The 16,539-nt window shown below is 52.5% G+C and carries 14 protein-coding genes, 1 tRNA gene and 1 pseudogene; 13 read left to right on the top strand and 3 right to left on the bottom strand.

Translation table 11 applies throughout. From position 1 onward, the window contains the following. The first annotated feature begins 85 nt into the window (after window positions 1–85). The 9 genes and pseudogenes from pheT to QOY30_RS08760 all read left to right on the top strand — a co-directional run bounded on the left by pheT (window position 86) and on the right by QOY30_RS08760 (window position 11,533). Complete coding sequence (gene pheT, locus QOY30_RS08805) at window positions 86–2,446, top strand: phenylalanine--tRNA ligase subunit beta (protein ID WP_283744247.1); 2,361 nt, start codon at window positions 86–88, stop codon at window positions 2,444–2,446. 9 nt (window positions 2,447–2,455) lie between these two features. After that, window positions 2,456–2,764 carry an integration host factor subunit alpha gene (locus QOY30_RS08800; RefSeq protein WP_283744246.1) on the top strand — a complete coding sequence of 103 codons (309 nt, stop codon included), beginning with the start codon at window positions 2,456–2,458 and terminating at the stop codon, window positions 2,762–2,764. Continuing rightward, a complete protein-coding gene (locus QOY30_RS08795) occupies window positions 2,745–3,113 on the top strand; it encodes a MerR family transcriptional regulator (RefSeq protein ID WP_283744245.1) in 369 nt (122 codons plus the stop codon). Before QOY30_RS08800 ends, QOY30_RS08795 begins: the two co-directional genes overlap by 20 nt. Window positions 3,114–3,175: 62 nt before the next feature. After that, window positions 3,176–3,252: transfer RNA gene (locus tag QOY30_RS08790), tRNA-Pro, on the top strand. A gap of 489 nt (window positions 3,253–3,741) precedes the next feature. Next, a pseudogene (locus tag QOY30_RS08785) lies at window positions 3,742–4,997 on the top strand (MgtC/SapB family protein). Window positions 4,998–5,093: 96 nt separating this feature from the next. Beyond that, window positions 5,094–6,641: an efflux transporter outer membrane subunit gene (locus tag QOY30_RS08775; protein WP_283744243.1), complete on the top strand. Its 1,548-nt coding sequence runs from the start codon at window positions 5,094–5,096 to the stop codon at window positions 6,639–6,641. A 90-nt stretch (window positions 6,642–6,731) separates the two neighbouring features. Beyond that, window positions 6,732–7,874 (top strand): efflux RND transporter periplasmic adaptor subunit, encoded by a 1,143-nt coding sequence (locus QOY30_RS08770; RefSeq protein WP_283744242.1) that lies wholly within the window; start codon window positions 6,732–6,734, stop codon window positions 7,872–7,874. A 9-nt stretch (window positions 7,875–7,883) separates the two neighbouring features. Continuing rightward, window positions 7,884–10,949, top strand: coding sequence for an efflux RND transporter permease subunit (locus tag QOY30_RS08765; RefSeq protein WP_283744241.1), 3,066 nt, complete (start codon window positions 7,884–7,886; stop codon window positions 10,947–10,949). Between the two features lie 113 nt (window positions 10,950–11,062). After that, a complete protein-coding gene (locus QOY30_RS08760; protein WP_283744240.1) occupies window positions 11,063–11,533 on the top strand; it encodes a rhodanese-like domain-containing protein in 471 nt (156 codons plus the stop codon). Between the two features lie 56 nt (window positions 11,534–11,589). On the opposite strand, the gene QOY30_RS08755 is transcribed toward QOY30_RS08760, so the two are convergent. From QOY30_RS08755 to QOY30_RS08745, 3 genes are all read right to left on the bottom strand, one after another. Continuing rightward, window positions 11,590–12,945: an FAD-dependent oxidoreductase gene (locus QOY30_RS08755; protein WP_283744239.1), complete on the bottom strand. Its 1,356-nt coding sequence runs from the start codon at window positions 12,943–12,945 to the stop codon at window positions 11,590–11,592. A gap of 101 nt (window positions 12,946–13,046) precedes the next feature. Continuing rightward, window positions 13,047–13,169 carry a hypothetical protein gene (locus QOY30_RS08750; protein WP_283744238.1) on the bottom strand — a complete coding sequence of 41 codons (123 nt, stop codon included), beginning with the start codon at window positions 13,167–13,169 and terminating at the stop codon, window positions 13,047–13,049. A gap of 78 nt (window positions 13,170–13,247) precedes the next feature. Continuing rightward, entirely contained in the window at window positions 13,248–13,436 is a 189-nt protein-coding gene (locus QOY30_RS08745) for a hypothetical protein (protein ID WP_283744237.1), read from the bottom strand. Window positions 13,437–13,816: 380 nt separating this feature from the next. Here QOY30_RS08745 and QOY30_RS08740 point away from each other — a divergent pair, with 380 nt between their 5' ends. The 4 genes from QOY30_RS08740 (at window position 13,817) to QOY30_RS08725 (ending at window position 16,471) form a co-directional block, all read left to right on the top strand. Then, window positions 13,817–14,137: a HypC/HybG/HupF family hydrogenase formation chaperone gene (locus QOY30_RS08740; RefSeq protein ID WP_283744236.1), complete on the top strand. Its 321-nt coding sequence runs from the start codon at window positions 13,817–13,819 to the stop codon at window positions 14,135–14,137. Beyond that, window positions 14,134–14,628, top strand: a complete 495-nt coding sequence (locus QOY30_RS08735; protein ID WP_283744235.1) for a HyaD/HybD family hydrogenase maturation endopeptidase — start codon at window positions 14,134–14,136, stop codon at window positions 14,626–14,628. Before QOY30_RS08740 ends, QOY30_RS08735 begins: the two co-directional genes overlap by 4 nt. Window positions 14,629–14,699: 71 nt before the next feature. After that, on the top strand, window positions 14,700–15,815 hold the full coding sequence (locus QOY30_RS08730) for a hydrogenase small subunit (RefSeq protein WP_283744234.1): 1,116 nt from the start codon (window positions 14,700–14,702) through the stop codon (window positions 15,813–15,815). After that, the gene (locus QOY30_RS08725; protein ID WP_283744233.1) at window positions 15,812–16,471 is read left to right on the top strand and encodes a hypothetical protein; all 660 of its coding nucleotides are present in this window, start codon (window positions 15,812–15,814) and stop codon (window positions 16,469–16,471) included. Before QOY30_RS08730 ends, QOY30_RS08725 begins: the two co-directional genes overlap by 4 nt. The last annotated feature ends 68 nt before the right edge of the window (window positions 16,472–16,539 follow it).

The raw sequence follows: 16,539 nt of genomic DNA, 5'->3' as shown, positions 1-16,539 counted from the left end.
TATTGAAGATCATCTCAGTGGAGGCTAATGCGGCATTGCCGCGTTACGCCGTAACTAAAATGACGTGCAAGCAGTTTAACTAATTATGCAATTTTCTGAATCCTGGTTGCGTACCTTCGTAAACCCTTCGCTATCGAGCGAGGAGTTGTCGCATCTGCTGACCATGGCCGGACTGGAAGTGGAGGAAATGACTTCCGTCGCACCAGCCTTTGATAAGGTCGTCGTGGGGCAGGTGCTGACTAAAGACAAACATCCCGATGCTGATCGTCTGAATGTACTGACGGTAGACGTCGGCCAAGCCGAGCCGCTGAATATTGTGTGCGGCGCCGAGAATGTCACTGTCGGCATGAAGGCGCCTTGTGCGCTGGTTGGTGCCAGGCTGCCCGGTATCGAGATCAAGCAGGCAAAGGTTCGTGGTATCCCGTCTTTTGGCATGATGTGCTCGGAAAAGGAACTGGGTCTGGCGGAAGAAAGCGCAGGATTGATGGTGCTGGCTGCCGATGCTGTTGTTGGTCAGAGCATCCGCGAACATCTCGATCTGGACGATCATCTGATCACGCTCAAGCTCACTCCGAACCGCAGCGATTGCCTGTCACTGCGCGGTATCGCGCGCGAAGTGGCGGCATTGACTGGCGTACCGCTGCAAGCAATTCCGGCTACGAGCTTCAAACAGACGGACAATCATAGTCGCAAGATCAAGGTGTCCGCTCCCGCAGCCTGCCCGCGTTACACGGGGCGCGTGATCACTGGCGTTAATGCAAAAGCTGCCACTCCCGCATGGATGGTACAGCGCTTGGAGCGTTGCGGCCTGCGCAGCATCAGCGCGCTGGTGGATGTTACCAATTATGTGCTGCTGGAACTGGGCCAGCCGCTGCACGCTTTTGACCTGAACAAACTGAATGGCGATATCGAAGTGCGTTTTGCGCGTGCCGGTGAAAGCCTGAAGTTGCTGAACGAGCAGACGGTGAACCTGCAAGACGACATGCTGGTGATCGCTGATGACAAGGGACCGATCGCGCTGGCAGGCATCATGGGCGGCGCGGAAAGCGCAGTGGATGACGCGACTGCCGATATCTTCCTGGAAAGCGCTTTCTTTGCGCCAAGTGCGATCGTCGGCAAGTCGCGCCGTCTTGGTTTCAGTTCCGACTCCTCTTACCGTTTCGAGCGCGGAGTGGACTTTGCAGCGACGCAGTCTGCACTGGATCGCGCCACGCAACTGATACTGGACATTTGCGGCGGTCAGGCAGGAGTGGTTACGGAAGTGCTGGGCGAGTTGCCGGTTCGTTATCCGGTGAAACTGCGCACTTCGCGCGTACAACGCGTGCTTGGCGTGGCGCTAGATGAATTGGCAATCCTCGCGATACTGGAACGGCTGGGCTGGGCATCTCAATCCCAGGTAAATGGTAGCGACTTTAGTGTGACACCACCCAGCTACCGCTTCGATATTGTCATCGAAGAAGACCTGATCGAAGAAGTCGCCCGTGTTTACGGCTATGAAAATATCCTGCCGGTGCCGATACAAGCGCGCATGGCCATCTTGCCGCAAATTGAAGCAGAGCGTCCCTTGGCCAAGGTGCGCCAGACCATGGTATTGCGCGACTATCAGGAAACCATCAACTACGCCTTTGTGGAAGCAGCGTGGGAGCGTGATCTGTGTGGTAATGCCGCGCCCATCGCCCTGAAAAATCCTATCGCCAGCCAGATGAGCGTGATGCGCAGCAGTCTGCTGGGCGGACTGCTCGCCGCCTTGCGTACCAATCTTGCGCGTAAACAACCTCGAGTGCGCTTGTTCGAGATCGGTGGGTGCTTTACGACTGAGGCGGGTAAATATGCACAAAACGAACGCCTTGCCGGTTTGGCCTACGGCGGCGTTTGGTCTGAACAATGGGGCTCGCCTGCACGTAACGTGGATTTTTACGACGTGAAAGGCGATATCGAGGTTTTGTTTGCGCCGCGCAGTCTGAGTTTCCAAGCTGCACCGTATCCTGCGTCGCATCCCGGCCGTTCGGCGCGTATTCTGCTGGATGGGCGAGCCATCGGCTGGGTCGGCGAATTGCATCCGCAATGGCAGCAACAATATGATCTCCCGCAAGCAGTGATGTGGTTCGAAGTTGAACTGGCTGCGCTGACTCAAGCTAGCGTTCCCAAGTTAATGGATATTTCACGTTTCCCGCCAGTCCGCCGCGATATTGCGGTGTTGGTGGATGAGAATGCGGCCGTTCAGTCGTTATTGGATGTGATGCAGGCAGCAAAAGCACCCAATGTGGTCGAATTGGCATTGTTCGACGTGTATCGAGGTAAAGGCGTGGAACAAAACAAAAAAAGCCTTGCATTCCGTGTGTTATTGCAAGATACTCAAAAAACTTTGACTGATAACGAGATTGAAGAAAATGTGGCTCGTCTGGTTGCAGCGTTGCAACGGCTAGGCGCGCAATTGCGAGTGTAAGAGGGGAATATGACGACATTGACCAAGGCGGAACTGGCCGATCTGCTGTTTGAAAAAGTAGGTTTGAACAAGCGCGAAGCAAAAGATATGGTGGAAGCGTTCTTCGAGGAGATACGCATGCAACTGGAGAAAGGCGAGAGCGTGAAGCTTTCCGGTTTCGGCAATTTCCAGCTGCGCGACAAGCCGCAACGTCCCGGACGTAACCCAAAAACCGGCGAAGAGATTCCGATCACGGCGCGTCGTGTGGTCACCTTTCATCCCAGCCAGAAACTCAAGAGCATGGTAGAAAAGAACTATCATGGAACATCACGTAGCTAATTCAGAATTACCGCCCATCCCGGCCAAACGCTATTTCACCATAGGTGAAGTGAGCGAGTTGTGCGGGGTGAAGGCGCATGTATTGCGTTACTGGGAGCAGGAATTCACCCAGCTCAAACCGGTCAAGCGCGGTGGCAATCGCCGCTATTACCAGCACCACGAAGTACTGCTTATTCGTCGTATCCGGCAGTTGCTCTACGAAGAAGGTTTCACCATCAGCGGTGCGCGTAGCCGCCTGGATCAGCATGCCATGAATCAGGAAGAAAAGTCGCAGAATGTTTCCAACGCTTTCAACGTGAATGCGTTTAAACGCGAACTGCGTGAGATTATTTCGCTGCTGCATGCTTAACTGCGTGAATTGCTTAAAACCGCTTCAAGGAAAGTATAGAGCTCTGCTATAATTCAACAGTTCGGGGCGTAGCGCAGCCTGGTAGCGTACTTGCATGGGGTGCAAGGGGTCGGGAGTTCGAATCTCCCCGCCCCGACCAATAGAACCAATTGGTTGCCGAAATAATTAAGCCAGCTTATGCTGGCTTTTTTATTATTTGTGACGCTTTCTGTGACACTTCCGCAGGAGCTAAAGAAGTGATTCCACTCTATAGTTGTAAGTATGTAAATTCCGAGTTTTCGCTGATGGGTGTCTAAAATACCTTAGCGTGAGTGCTCAAAGAAGCATAGCAATGTTTACCTTCTGGGCCTGCCATCAGTCCCTCAGCATAAAGCCCGTAGTCAATGGGTTTGCGGGCTTTTTTGGTTGCCGATTTCTGTCTAATTTCTCCTCTTTTTGCCATTTATTTGCCTCAGAATCGTCTCAGGAACTGACTTTCATAGGGTGAGGTTGGCTGGTTATCCAATTCCTTGTCGAAACTTGAAGATGACATCAACGTATCATTTTGCGCATGCCCGTGAGATTCTTCACAGCCGTGGGTAGAATGGAAGACATTGTGAGTTGACTCTCACCCTCTTTTAGATACGTCATGAAATATTTGGAATGGATGTCCCCCGAGTGGGTGCAAGTTCTTTTCGTGCTGTTTCTCTCATTTCTTATTGGGCTTGAGCGTGAAGAACGCAAGGACAATGAAGGCCATTACTCATTCGGGGGAGTGCGTACTTTTCCGTTGATTGGGCTTATCGGCTATTCTATGGGACTGTTGTCCGGAGGAGAACTCTTGCCACAGGCTCTGGGTTTTGCAGTTGTGGCAGGTTTTCTGATGATTTCCTATTGGCATAAACTCACCACTTCCACATATTCTGGTGTTGCCTCCGAGATGTCCGGACTGACCACCTATTTGGTGGGCTCCCTTATTTATCACCAGATGTTCTGGATCGCCACTACGCTTACAGTGTCAAGCATCATCCTGCTTGAACTTAAGGCTGGACTGGAAAGTTTGGCGAAGCGCATCCAGACAACTGACATTCTTACTTTTGCCAAATTCCTGCTCCTTTCTTCCGTCATTCTGCCCTTGTTGCCCGACACCCCATTCAGTCAATTCCAGATTAATCTCTTTAAGACATGGCTTGTTGTTGTGGCGGTAAGCGCTGTTTCGTATGGCAGCTATGTGCTTCAAAGATTGACCAAAGGGCAAGGCGGCTTCATCCTTGCGGCGTTTCTCGGCGGTGCGTATTCGTCCACGGTTGCGACAGTGGCGCTTGCCAGAAGGTCGAAGAGTGAAAACCAACCCCATCTTTTTTCCGGTGGGATACTGATCGCATCGGGAATGATGTACCTGCGCCTGGCCGTCTTACTGGCGCTATTCAATCAGGAATTAATGGCAAAATTGTCTATCCCCTTTGTAGGGTTGGGGGGCTTGCCGTTGGTATCGGCTGGCTGTGGTCAAAGCGGAGGGATGCGAACGATTTAAAGTTGATTAGTGAATCCGAACCCAAGAACCCGCTCGAAATTAGTGCAGCGCTTCTCTTCGCACTGCTCTTTGTGGTTATGTTGATAGCAACTCACTTTGCAATCGTGTATCTGGGGGAGAGGGGCGTCTACACACTTGCGACTATTATGGGCGTAACCGATGTGGATCCATTCATCATGGGCCTGACTCAGGCTACGCCAACACTCACGCCGTTACATGTGGCGTCATCCAGCATCCTGATTGCTGCATCCAGCAACAATGTTGTCAAAGGCATTTATGCTTTTGTCCTTTCTTCCCGCCAAACAGGCACAATGAGCTTGGCATTCTTGTCAGGTTTGGCTGTACTTGGTTTGATGCCACTGCTAATTTAAGCGTGCTTAGATATGAAAATTTTCGTCAACTATGAAGACAATGCTTAAAGCAAGGAGAATTTCGGTGTCGATTATTGTAGGGATAGAATGTCGGACATGTTCACAAGCGTAAAGGAAGGGCAATTCTTTAATAGGCGCTTGTACCTGGCGCTGCCCCGGCTCAGCTTGGGTCTGATGATCAGTCTGGCATTTTCAGGTTGTGCTGTCGGCCCGGATTTCAAATCACCATCGGCGCCACAGGCTACCGGCAGCGTGTATGGTTCCACGGAGTTGCCCGCAACGACCGAAGCGGTGACAAACAAGGAGATTGGCAATACGGGCATTGCCCAGCATATTGTTTATGGAAGCGAGTTGCCCGCGCAATGGTGGCTATTATTTCATTCCGATGCACTGGATCAACTGATTCGTAGCGCGCTTAAACAAAACCCCACATTTGCTTCGGCACAGGCATCCTTGCGTCAGGCCAAGGAAAATTTCAATGCCGAGTCAGGTGCGCTGCAATACCCTAAGGTCACCGGCCAACTCGGAGCAACCCGGGAGCGGGCACAGATCGTGAGTGTTACCCCCAGCGACTTCAATCTCTATAACGCCTCTGTCAATGTTTCTTATACGCTGGATGTATTCGGTGCGTCACGCCGTCAACTTGAAAACCTGATGGCCGAGGTTGACTACCAGCAGTTTGAACTTGAGGCCGCCTACCAGATGCTGGTCTCCAATGTCGTGACGACTGCAATCAAGGAAGCTTCATTGCGGGCGCAATTGCAAGCAACACGAAATATTCTGGAGGCACAACAGAAGCAGTTGGAAATTATTGAGAAGCAGCTTTCCCTGGGCGCGGTTACCCGCTCCGTAGAGCTTGCGCAGGCTACCCTGGTAGCACAGACGAATGCTCAACTTGCACCGCTGGAGAAATCACTGGCGCAAACACGCCATCAATTGGCGGTTTACGTGGGCAAACTCCCCAGCGAAACAGGCCTGCCGGAATTTCAGCTTGATTCCCTGCAACTGCCCCGGGATCTGCCAGTCTCACTGCCTTCGTCTCTGGTGCGTCAACGGCCTGATATCCGCGCCAGCGAAGCACTGTTGCACGAGGCCAACGCCCAACTGGGTGTGGCTATAGCCAATCAGTATCCGCAAATCAATCTGACCGGAAGTTATGGCGTAGAACGCATGCAGCTGGGCAACTTTGGTGCAAGCAGTACTGTGTGGAATTTTGGTGCAGGGCTGACGCAGCCGATCTTCGACGCCGGTGCGCTTAGTGCAAAACGCCGTGCTGCCAAAGCCGCTTATGATCAGGCAGAAGCTCAATATCGCTGGACCGTCTTGACCGCGTTTCAGAATGTTGCAGACAACCTGCGAGCGATTGATGCCGATGCAACCACACTCAATGCGCAGGCAAATGCCGATTCATTGGCGCACGAGTCGTTGGAGATAACCAGGCGTCAATATCAGTTGGGCGGCACCAGTTATCTGGCACTGCTCGATGCAGAGCGCAGTTATCAGCAGACCCATATCAACCTTGTGGTTGCCCAGTCCGCACGGCTTGCCGATACGGCCGCCTTGTTCACAGCATTGGGTGGGGGCTGGTGGAATCGAACTGAAGAAGATTCCGCAGCAGCCAAAGGCGCCGTGGGCAAGGATTAGGCTGCTCGATTGACCAGGCGCGTAGTTTTTGGTTTTTCGGCCTGATGAGGAATGTATCTAATTTGTAAGCTGTTTTTCAAAGAGACAATTATGACCAAGCGAATGTTAATTATGCTGGGCTGCGTGCTGGTGCTTATAGCTGCGCTGGCTTTAGGTTTTTTCTTGCACATCAAAGAATTGATCGCCAATTCTCCAAAACCCGGACCGCAAACCGTAACTGCGGCGGTAGTTTCTGCACTGGAATGGCAGCCGCAGCTCTCATCGGTGGGGACGTTAACGGCGGTGCATGGCGTGGATATCAGCAGTGAAGTAGCCGGTCAGGTACGCACGGTGAATTTCAAATCCGGACAGGATGTAAAAGCTGGCGAAGTGCTGGCGCAGCTTAATGCCGATTTGGAAATTGCGCAGCTGTCTTCGCTGCAAGCCGCTGCGGATCTCGCCGCGATTACCTTGAAACGTGATCAGGCACAATTGGCGGCCCAGGCAGTCAGTCAGACGCAGGTCGACAACGATACGGCAGACCTGAAAAGCAAGGATGCACAAGTTGCGCAACAACAAGCCCTGGTCGCGAAAAAAACCATACGTGCACCTTTCACAGGCCGAATTGGAATCACCACCACAAATCCGGGACAGTATCTGAACCCCGGCGATAAGATCGTCACCTTGCAAGCCATTGACCCAATTTATGTTGATTTCTATTTACCGCAACGGCAAGTCGGTGCACTGTCCGTCGGCCAGGTGATTGATGCCAGCAGCGACTCTTATACAGACCGGATATTTCACGGCAAAATTACCGCGATCAGCCCGAAAGTGGATACGACCACACGCAACGTCCAGATTCAAGCGACCATTGCCAATCCGAAACACCAGTTGCTGCCCGGAATGTTTGCCAATGTCACGGTTGATGTTGGCGAGAAGAAGCATTATCTGACTCTGCCGCAGACTGCAATCACCTATAACCCCTATGGCTCCACCGTATTTATTGTCAAACCCGCCGCGGCCAAAAATGGCGCGCCTGCCACCCCGCAACAGGCTGAGAGCCTGGAGGTACAACAGGCTTTCGTCACTACGGGCGATACTCGCGGCGATCAGGTTGCCATCACGAGCGGTCTGCATGAAGGGCAGATGGTGGTTACCAGCGGGCAGATCAAGCTCAAGAACGGAACCCCCATTGTTGTCGACAATTCGGTACAACCGGCCAATAGCCCCAATCCGACTCCGCAAGAACACTGAGGAATTGAGATGAACTTCACTGATTTTTTTATTCGCCGGCCTGTTCTGGCTACCACAGTGAGTCTGTTCATTGTCGTACTCGGGCTGCGTTCGTTGTTCAATTTGCCAATCAATCAGTATCCGCGCACACAGAATTCGGTGGTAACGGTGTCGACAGCCTATTATGGCGCTGACGCACAGACGGTCGCGGGCTTTATTACCCAACCGCTTGAATCTGCCATCGCGCAGGCGCAAGGCATCGACTATTTGTCTTCTTCCAGCAGCAGTGGAATTTCAACCATTACCGCAACTCTGCGGTTGAACTACGATGCCAACCGCGCACTGACCGAAATCAATACCCAGGTCAATTCGGTCAAGAATCAGCTTCCCGTCCAGGCGCAGGTGCCCATATTAACCGTGCAAACCGGACAAACGACAGATGCCATGTACATTGGCTTCTACAGTGATACTTTGCCGACAAACAACGTTACCGATTACCTATTGCGCGTAGTTAAACCCAAGCTGGACTCTGTCGAAGGTGTGCAGACTGCAGAAATTCTTGGCGCCCGTCAGTTTGCATTGCGTGCATGGCTTGACTCCAACAAGATGGCGGCACATGGCATTACTGCGGCCGATGTCAGTGCGGCCCTGGTGAGCAACAATTTTCTTGCTGCGCTCGGTTCCAGCAAAGGCCAAATGGTCACCATTCCCTTGACTGCGGGTACCGATCTGCATACGGTGGATGAATTCAAAAAGCTTGCAGTCAAGCAAAATGGGGATGCCATCGTGCATCTGGAAGACGTGGCAACGGTAACGCTGGGTTCGGAAAACTACGACTTCAACGTTGCATTCAACGGCGTGCGCTCGGTGTTTATCGGCATCAAGGTTGCGCCGGCAGCAAATATTCTCGATGTTGCGAAACACGTACGTGATGCGTTCCCCGTCATCCGCACCCAATTGCCAACGGGGCTTACCGGTCAGATCGTTTATGACTCTACTGATTTCATCAATACCTCTATCAATGAGGTGATCAAAACATTGGTCGAGGCGCTGCTGATCGTCACCGTTGTGATCTATCTGTTCCTTGGCAGCTTCCGCGCGGTATTGGTACCGGTCATCGCGATGCCGCTTTCGCTCATAGGCACTTTTTTTATCATGCTGATGCTGGGCTACTCCGTCAATCTTCTCACTTTACTGGCTCTGGTGCTGGCTATCGGCCTGGTGGTTGATGATGCGATTATCGTGGTTGAAAACGTCGATCGCCACATGAAAGAAGGCGCGTCTCCATTGAACGCGGCATTGATCGCGGCCAGGGAGCTTGGAAGTCCGATTCTGGCGATGACCGTTGTGTTGATTGCGGTGTATGTACCCATCGGCTTTCAGGGCGGATTGACCGGTGCGCTGTTCACGGAATTTGCCTTCACGCTCGCAGGAGCGGTGGCGGTCTCGGGTGTTGTCGCACTTACGCTATCGCCCATGATGTGCTCGCGCTTTTTTAAACCGGAACAGGACAGTGGCCGTTTTGTACATGCGATTGACACGGTTTTCGAAAAGGTCCGCAAGATTTACGAACAGGTGTTGCGCGGGTTGCTTAAAACATGGCCGGTCTTGATAGTGATGGGTGGACTGTTGCTTGTTGTGCTGATAGTGATGTTCAAGATGTCGAACTCGGAATTGGCTCCGGAAGAAGATCAGGGCATCGTTTTGTCGCAGGTTGTTGGTTCGCCAACAGCAACGGCTGACCAGATGCAAACCTACGCCGACCAGGTTTTCAAAATAGGCAAGAGCATGCCTGAATACAGTCAAATGTTTCAGATGACCGGTGTCCCAACACTGAACGCGGGAATTGGTGGCGTACTGTTTAAGCCTTGGGAAGAACGTGCGCGCAGCGCCCATCAGATTCAACAAGATCTCCAGGCGCGCTGGAACAAAGTGGCCGGTGCTCGCGTGGCTGCTTTTCAGTTCCCGCCCTTGCCCGGTTCTTCCGGCCTGCCGGTGCAGTTTGTAATTACCACGACCGAGCCCTTTGAAATCCTCAACGAAATGGCTCAGCAAGTGCTGGAAAAGGCGAAAGCCTCGGGCAAGTTCTACTTCATCGATGCCGATCTGAAAATTGACAAACCGCAAGCTACCGTTGTTGTAGACCATGAAAAGGTTACCGCGCTGGGCATGACTGAGCAGGATGTGGGGAATGCACTCAGCTCGGCGCTGGGCGGCGGCTATGTCAATTATTTTTCCATTGGCGGACGTTCCTACAAGGTGATTCCGCAGGTATTGCAAACAGACCGTCTTAACCCGTCGCAGGTACTGGATTACTATATCAAGGCACCCGGCGGCGGAATGTTTCCGCTAAGCACAGTAGCCAGCCTGAAAAATAGCGTAGTGGCGGAATCCATCACACGGTTTCAGCAGCTGAATTCGGTGACGCTGTCAGGCGTTTCAGGGTCGTCGCAAGGTGATGTACTGCAATTTATGCGCGACACCGTCAATCAGGTGGCACCCAGCGGCTACACAGTGGATTACGCCGGCCAGTCGCGACAATACATGCAAGAGTCCGGTAGCTTTCTGGCGACCATGCTGTTCGCAGTCATTATTGTATTTCTCGCGCTGGCGGCCCTGTTTGAAAGTTTCAGAGATCCTGTCGTAATTCTGGTATCGGTGCCTTTGGCTTTGTTCGGTGCCATGATATTTATTTTCCTCGGCTTTTCTTCAATGAATATCTATACCGAGGTGGGGCTGGTGACGCTCATGGGCCTGATTAGCAAACACGGAATTCTTATAGTTGAAGTGGCAAATCAGTTGCGTAGCACCGGCCTCGGCAAACTTGAGGCTATTGTAGGGGCGGCGGTAATACGTTTGCGCCCCATTTTGATGACGACGGCCGCGATGGTATTCGGTGTGGTGCCGCTGGTAATAGCCTTCGGTGCCGGTGCGGCCGGACGCCATGCCATGGGCCTCGTTATATTCACCGGGCTGTCGATTGGCACACTGTTTACACTGTTCGTGGTACCGGCCATGTATATGCTCCTGGCATCGAACAGAGCGGTGATTCAAAGTCCGGCAATGCAACCTTTATCGGGCACCACCGCAAGCTAGTGTGAAAATTCATTTCCTTCAAAATGTTTGTTTCACACCCGCGAATTTCGGATAATTCAGTTCATTTATGGCAGCACTTGATTCGTTCAAATAAAAAAATGGAAATACATAGAATGGGAAGCTATGACGACTTGATTGCAGAAGCACTTCTTCGTGTGAAGGAGATCATGCCCTGGGATTTGAGCAGAGCGATTGCTGCAGGCAACAAACCTCTGCTGCTCGATGTGCGCGAACCTTCTGAGTTCGCCATGCTGCGTATTCCAGGTTCAATCAATGTCCCGCGCGGCGTGCTGGAGCAATCCTGCGAATGGGATTACGACGAGACCGTGCCGGAATTGGCAGCCCGGCGAGAACAGGAGATCGTAATCATTTGTCGTTCCGGCAAGCGTTCGATACTGGCTGCCGATACGCTGCTGCTAATGGGGTATACCAACGTGGTTTCGCTCAAGACCGGGGTGCGCGGCTGGAACGATTACGAGCAGCCGTTGGAGAATGCGAACGGCGAAGTGATAGATGCAGATACGGGCGATGAGCTGCTCGCGGCAAGACTTCGACCGGAGCAACGGAAACCGAAATCAACCTGATAACAATAAAGACCGAAACACAATTTATATTCTCCACCCAACCGGGCAAAAATTCCTTAATGCTGGCCGAGGATAGAAAGCATTATCTCCACATCAACGATTTTGTCGCGCGGAGACTCGCGCCGCACTCCGCGTGCCACTTCCACATCATCGAGTTGTTTCCAGTCATTGAATGAAACTACCTGCACTCCCTGCTTGTGCAACAAATTGATGATTGCCTCAGGATCTGGAAGCACTTTTTCTGCGAGCCCGGTTCCATCGGTTACCATGTGTGCAACAACATGCGCTGATGCGCCCTTGTGCGACCCGATGAGGCCCTGCGGTCCGGTGCGTGCCCAGCCGACGACGTATTCATTGGGGATCGTTAAATGGCTGACGGGGTCGATGACCCGTCCATCCTCGTTGGCAATGACCCGCTTTTTTTCGTCGTATGGAACCCCGGAAATGCGCTCGGCGCTGAATCCGATTGCAGGCAGCACCATTCCGACTTCAAGAGCTTCAATTTCGCCGGTACCGCGCGCGGCAACCGTGCCGTCTGCTTGCATCTCAAGTCGGTTTTTCTCGAGCTTGAGGCCCGACACGCCGTCGTCAGGACCGCAGATTACCTCTGTCGGAGAGACGAGAAATCGCAGGTGAAGTTTCTTGGATTTAGTGCCAAGTGGACGCTCAGCAAAGGACTGGAGAATTTTAAGATTCTTTTGCTGCTGCTTACTGCGCGCGGCTTCCGGAATAATCAAGCCGACAAGTTCGCCTGGAGCGACGACAGGTTCCGCATCTTCCATCTCGCCGAGCTCTTCAAGTTCAACCGAAGTGAATGAAGCCTGTTCGGGGCCGCGCCGGCCAAGAATAAAAACTTCGCGCACCTGACTCTTACGAAGAACCTCCAAAGCGTGCGCGGCAATATCTGTTTTCTCAAGTTCGGCGGGTGTTCGCAATAAAATCCGTGCAGCGTCGATAGCAACATTGCCATTGCCCACCACTGCAACGCGCGATACCGACAAATCGATCTTTGCATGACGGTAATCCGGATGCCCGTTATACCAGCCGATGAAGACTGTTGCGGGTGTACAGCGGGGTACGCCTTCTCCCGGAATGCCGAGTCGACGGTCGGCCTCGTTACCTACGGCGTAGACGATCTGATGGTAGTGCCGACGCAAGTCATCCACCGTCAGATCTTTTCCGAGGCGAACATTCCCAAAGAACCTGAATGTCGGGCGTGCAGCGGTCTTTTCGTAAATGCGGGTGACTGCCTTGATATTCTGATGGTCTGGCGCGACGCCTCCACGCACAAGACCATACGGAGTTGGGAGGCGATCGAACATGTCGACATGCACTACTTCATCGGTGCGTTTGAGCAGCGCCTCTGCAGCGTAGAAACCGGAAGGACCGGAACCGATGATTGCAACACGCATGATTTGTATTCACAGTCCGAATAAAGTGTGACGTCTGCCACTGTACCAGCGTTATGCAATGACTAGTGCACGGGGAAAGTATTTATATATGGCGGTCAATCCTATTTGAACCATTTGTCCATTGATGAAAGCAATTTATCAATCAAGCCGGCACGCGCAAGTATAAAAAAAAGAATGATGCCTAGTACGATTCCTATGCCGAATGCTTGAGCAATCGGATTCATGCTTTACCTCCTTTTGATTCGGCATTGAATGTGCTGCCGATTTGTTGGACAAACTAGCGAGGCTGTCATGGCGTTTAATCAAAAAATTGTCACAACCTTGTCCCGATTGATATATGCCAGAACCCAAGCGCCGATTGTCAATGTGCATGCAATTATTTTGGCGATAAGTGAATTGATGATCAGCACATTTAATAGCAATATCGCAGTAAACGCGGTGATGTTGAAAGCGATGATCATATAGATGATTACCATAGGCAGTTTGAACATGACATCCTCCTTATTATTTTTATAACATATTATTTGCATTGATTCTCACGTTACAAGATTTATTCAAAATACCCGACTAATTGTATCTGGTGAATTTAGAATAAGTGCAATGTTGAGTAGCGTCGGTATTTTTCTCTTGATGGGCGATGTCAATAACAAGGTAGAAAATCGATATATGCAATAGATGGTCAATCAATAATATCGTACTATTTTCTCAGGTTCCTTCGTTGTCGACTTGTATCTGAAAGGAGTTAAGAAGGTAACTCACTATCGTTAAAGCAGAATACATACGCTGGAACTTTATCCGGATACGACAGAGACGTTAGTCTTACCCTTATGGGTCATGTCATTGTCACGTATTGCTGATAGGATGCTCAATTATGTGTATTGGCATACCCATGCATGTTATCGAAGTCGATGGCGCATTCGCCTGGTGCGAAGGACGTGGTCGACGTGAACGGCTGAATGCGCTTTTACTTGAGGAGCTTTCTCCCGGCGATTGGGTCTACGCAACTCTGGGACAGGCTCGCGAAATAATCACTCCTCAACTTGCCGACGAGATTAACCTGGCGCTCGATGGTCTTGCTGCAGCTATGCAGGGTGAGACCAATCTGGATGCATACTTCCCCGTTTTCTCAACCACCTCAAAGTTGCCTGATATTGCGCCGTCCCTGCCGTTCAAGCCGGAGCAGACAGCATGAGGATACTTGTTCTGGGAATTGGTAACACGTTGCTCGCCGATGAAGGGGTGGGTATTGTTGCCATGAACGAACTGGAAACACGATTCGGCACGAGCGAGGACATGGATTTTATCGACGGTGGTACGTTGTCTTTTACGCTGGCTGTACCAATCAGCGAATGCGACGCACTGCTGGTGATCGATGCGGCCGAACTTGGTGAATTGCCGGGTACGATGCACAGTTTCGAAGGCGAAGAAATGGACCGTTTTCTGGGTGAGAACCGGAAGAGTACCGTGCATGAAGTCGGATTGCTCGATCTGCGCGCCATCTCGCTCCTGACCGGATACTGGCCGCAACAGCGCGCGCTGATAGGTGTTCAGCCAGCTTTTGTTGGATGGGGAGATGCGTTGACACCTTCGGTAGCAGCAGCTCTGCCGGAAATATGCAGCACCGCATCTGAAATAATCAGGCGTTTCGCAGGGAGTCGGTCACAGCAAGTATTTATGGGGTGAGTTGAGTAAGCAAAATCGGTCGCGCGAAATTTCTCGCACATTCCGTGGTTCATTGAACGCAGGGAGTTGACATGAAAAAAACGCAGAAGACGGAAATATTGCCTGGGACAGTGGGTGAGGGTTTGGCACAGCGCGGGGTAACCCGACGCGAATTTCTCCAATACTGTACCTCGTTGGCGGCGTTGTTGGCATTGCCGCCAGCGATGGCCAGCGTGATGGCAGAGGCCATCAGTAAAGCGCGACGGCAATCCGTGATCTGGCTCTCGTTTCAGGAATGCACCGGCTGTACAGAGTCCATTACTCGCTCGCATTCGCCGACGCTGGAAAACCTGATCTTCGACATGATCTCCCTCGATTATCACCATACGCTGCAAGCTGCTTCCGGAGAGGCTGCCGAGCATGCCCGCTTGCAGTCGATGAAGGACAACGAGGGCAAGTACCTGTTGATCGTCGACGGTTCGATCCCGATGGGCAATCCCGGCTATTCCGTCATCGCCGGGATTAGCAATCACGATATGCTGGTGGAAACCGCCAAAGGCGCGGCAGCCATCGTGGCGGTAGGAACTTGCGCGACTTACGGTGGCATTCCCATGGCCGATCCAAATCCGACGGGCGCCGTTTCGGTGAGCGACATCGTCAAGGACAAACCCATCATCAACGTGCCGGGCTGTCCGCCCATCCCTGTGGTGATGACCGGTGTTTTGGCCCACTTCCTGACTTTTGGCGGGATACCCGAACTGGATGCACTGGGCCGGCCCAAATCCTTCTACGGCGAGACCATCCATGACCGTTGCTATCGCCGCCCATTCTACGATCAGGGCAAGTTCGCGGAGACTTTCGACGACGAGGCAGCGAGGAATGGCTGGTGCCTGTTCAAGCTCGGTTGCAAGGGGCCGGTGACCCACAATGCCTGTGCGACGACAAAGTGGAATGACGGTACAAGTTTCCCCATCGAATCCGGTCATGGCTGCATCGGCTGCTCGGAGCCGAAGTTCTGGGACGCAGGCCCATTCTACAAAGCATTATCGATGCCGGTCTCGGCAACAACTGCGATGCTGGGTGCATCTGTCGCAGCCGGCGCAGCTGCCGGTGTGGCCATCACCTGGCACAATCGTTCGACCAAAGCTGCGGCCAAAGCGTCTCACGAAACAGTGATGGTGCAGGATCTAGCGCGGGAGGGAAAATGAACCATCTTGAACTTCTGACTTTCGCGCGCGGTAATGCGTTGAACTGGGCGTTGATGTTGTTTGCAGCTGGTGTCGTATTGCGCCTGTTCGAGATATTCAGCCTCGGTCGCAAAGCCGATCTTTCCAAGCCTCGCGCCAACTCGCCCGGCAGCGGTTGGCGCACCGTATTTACCCGGTCATTACCGGCGGAAGGGATGTTGAAACGCGATCCGGTGACCTATATCAGCGGTTATGCTTTTCACTTGGGACTGTTTTTGGTCATCTTCTTCCTGGCTCCGCATATCGAATTCTTCCGCAGCATGACGGGACTGCGCTGGCCGAATCTTCCGACACCGCTGGTCGATGCATCGGTAGTGGCGGCGATGGTGGCTTTAGGGGTACTGCTGGCGCACCGGCTCAACAATCCGGTGAAACGTATGCTGTCAGGCATTGGTGATTATGTTGCCTGGGCGGTGACATTCCTCCCCCTGTTGACCGGCTACATGGCTTACCACCACCTGTTTGTGGAATACACCCTGATGTTGTCGCTGCATCTATTCTCGGTCGAGTTGCTGCTCGTACTGCTGCCATTCACCAAACTGTTCCACACCTTTTCTTTGTTCATTTCGCGCTGGTACAACGGCGATATTTTCGGACGAAAGGGGGTGGCGTCATGAGCAGCGATCAGGGGCCCCGCGTAGTGGGGATGAGAGCGTCCGCGAGTGGCGCCGGAGGCCGACGCTTG

Source organism: Sideroxydans sp. CL21, assembly GCF_902459525.1.
Classification (GTDB): domain Bacteria; phylum Pseudomonadota; class Gammaproteobacteria; order Burkholderiales; family Gallionellaceae; genus Sideroxyarcus.
This window is presented reverse-complemented; position numbering and strand designations above follow the sequence as displayed.

Bases quoted from the DNA above. Each gene is read 5' to 3' on its own strand.
- QOY30_RS08770 (WP_283744242.1), top strand. From the start codon at position 6,732: ATGACCAAGCGAATGTTAATTATGCTGGGCTGCGTGCTGGTGCTTATA.
- QOY30_RS08740 (WP_283744236.1), top strand. From the start codon at position 13,817: ATGTGTATTGGCATACCCATGCATGTTATCGAAGTCGATGGCGCATTC.
- QOY30_RS08765 (WP_283744241.1), top strand. From the start codon at position 7,884: ATGAACTTCACTGATTTTTTTATTCGCCGGCCTGTTCTGGCTACCACA.
- QOY30_RS08745 (WP_283744237.1), bottom strand. From the start codon at position 13,436: ATGTTCAAACTGCCTATGGTAATCATCTATATGATCATCGCTTTCAAC.
- QOY30_RS08730 (WP_283744234.1), top strand. From the start codon at position 14,700: ATGAAAAAAACGCAGAAGACGGAAATATTGCCTGGGACAGTGGGTGAG.
- QOY30_RS08760 (WP_283744240.1), top strand. From the start codon at position 11,063: ATGGGAAGCTATGACGACTTGATTGCAGAAGCACTTCTTCGTGTGAAG.
- QOY30_RS08775 (WP_283744243.1), top strand. From the start codon at position 5,094: ATGTTCACAAGCGTAAAGGAAGGGCAATTCTTTAATAGGCGCTTGTAC.
- QOY30_RS08755 (WP_283744239.1), bottom strand. From the start codon at position 12,945: ATGCGTGTTGCAATCATCGGTTCCGGTCCTTCCGGTTTCTACGCTGCA.
- QOY30_RS08800 (WP_283744246.1), top strand. From the start codon at position 2,456: ATGACGACATTGACCAAGGCGGAACTGGCCGATCTGCTGTTTGAAAAA.
- QOY30_RS08750 (WP_283744238.1), bottom strand. From the start codon at position 13,169: ATGAATCCGATTGCTCAAGCATTCGGCATAGGAATCGTACTAGGCATC.
- QOY30_RS08735 (WP_283744235.1), top strand. From the start codon at position 14,134: ATGAGGATACTTGTTCTGGGAATTGGTAACACGTTGCTCGCCGATGAA.
- QOY30_RS08725 (WP_283744233.1), top strand. From the start codon at position 15,812: ATGAACCATCTTGAACTTCTGACTTTCGCGCGCGGTAATGCGTTGAAC.
- QOY30_RS08795 (WP_283744245.1), top strand. From the start codon at position 2,745: ATGGAACATCACGTAGCTAATTCAGAATTACCGCCCATCCCGGCCAAA.
- pheT (WP_283744247.1), top strand. From the start codon at position 86: ATGCAATTTTCTGAATCCTGGTTGCGTACCTTCGTAAACCCTTCGCTA.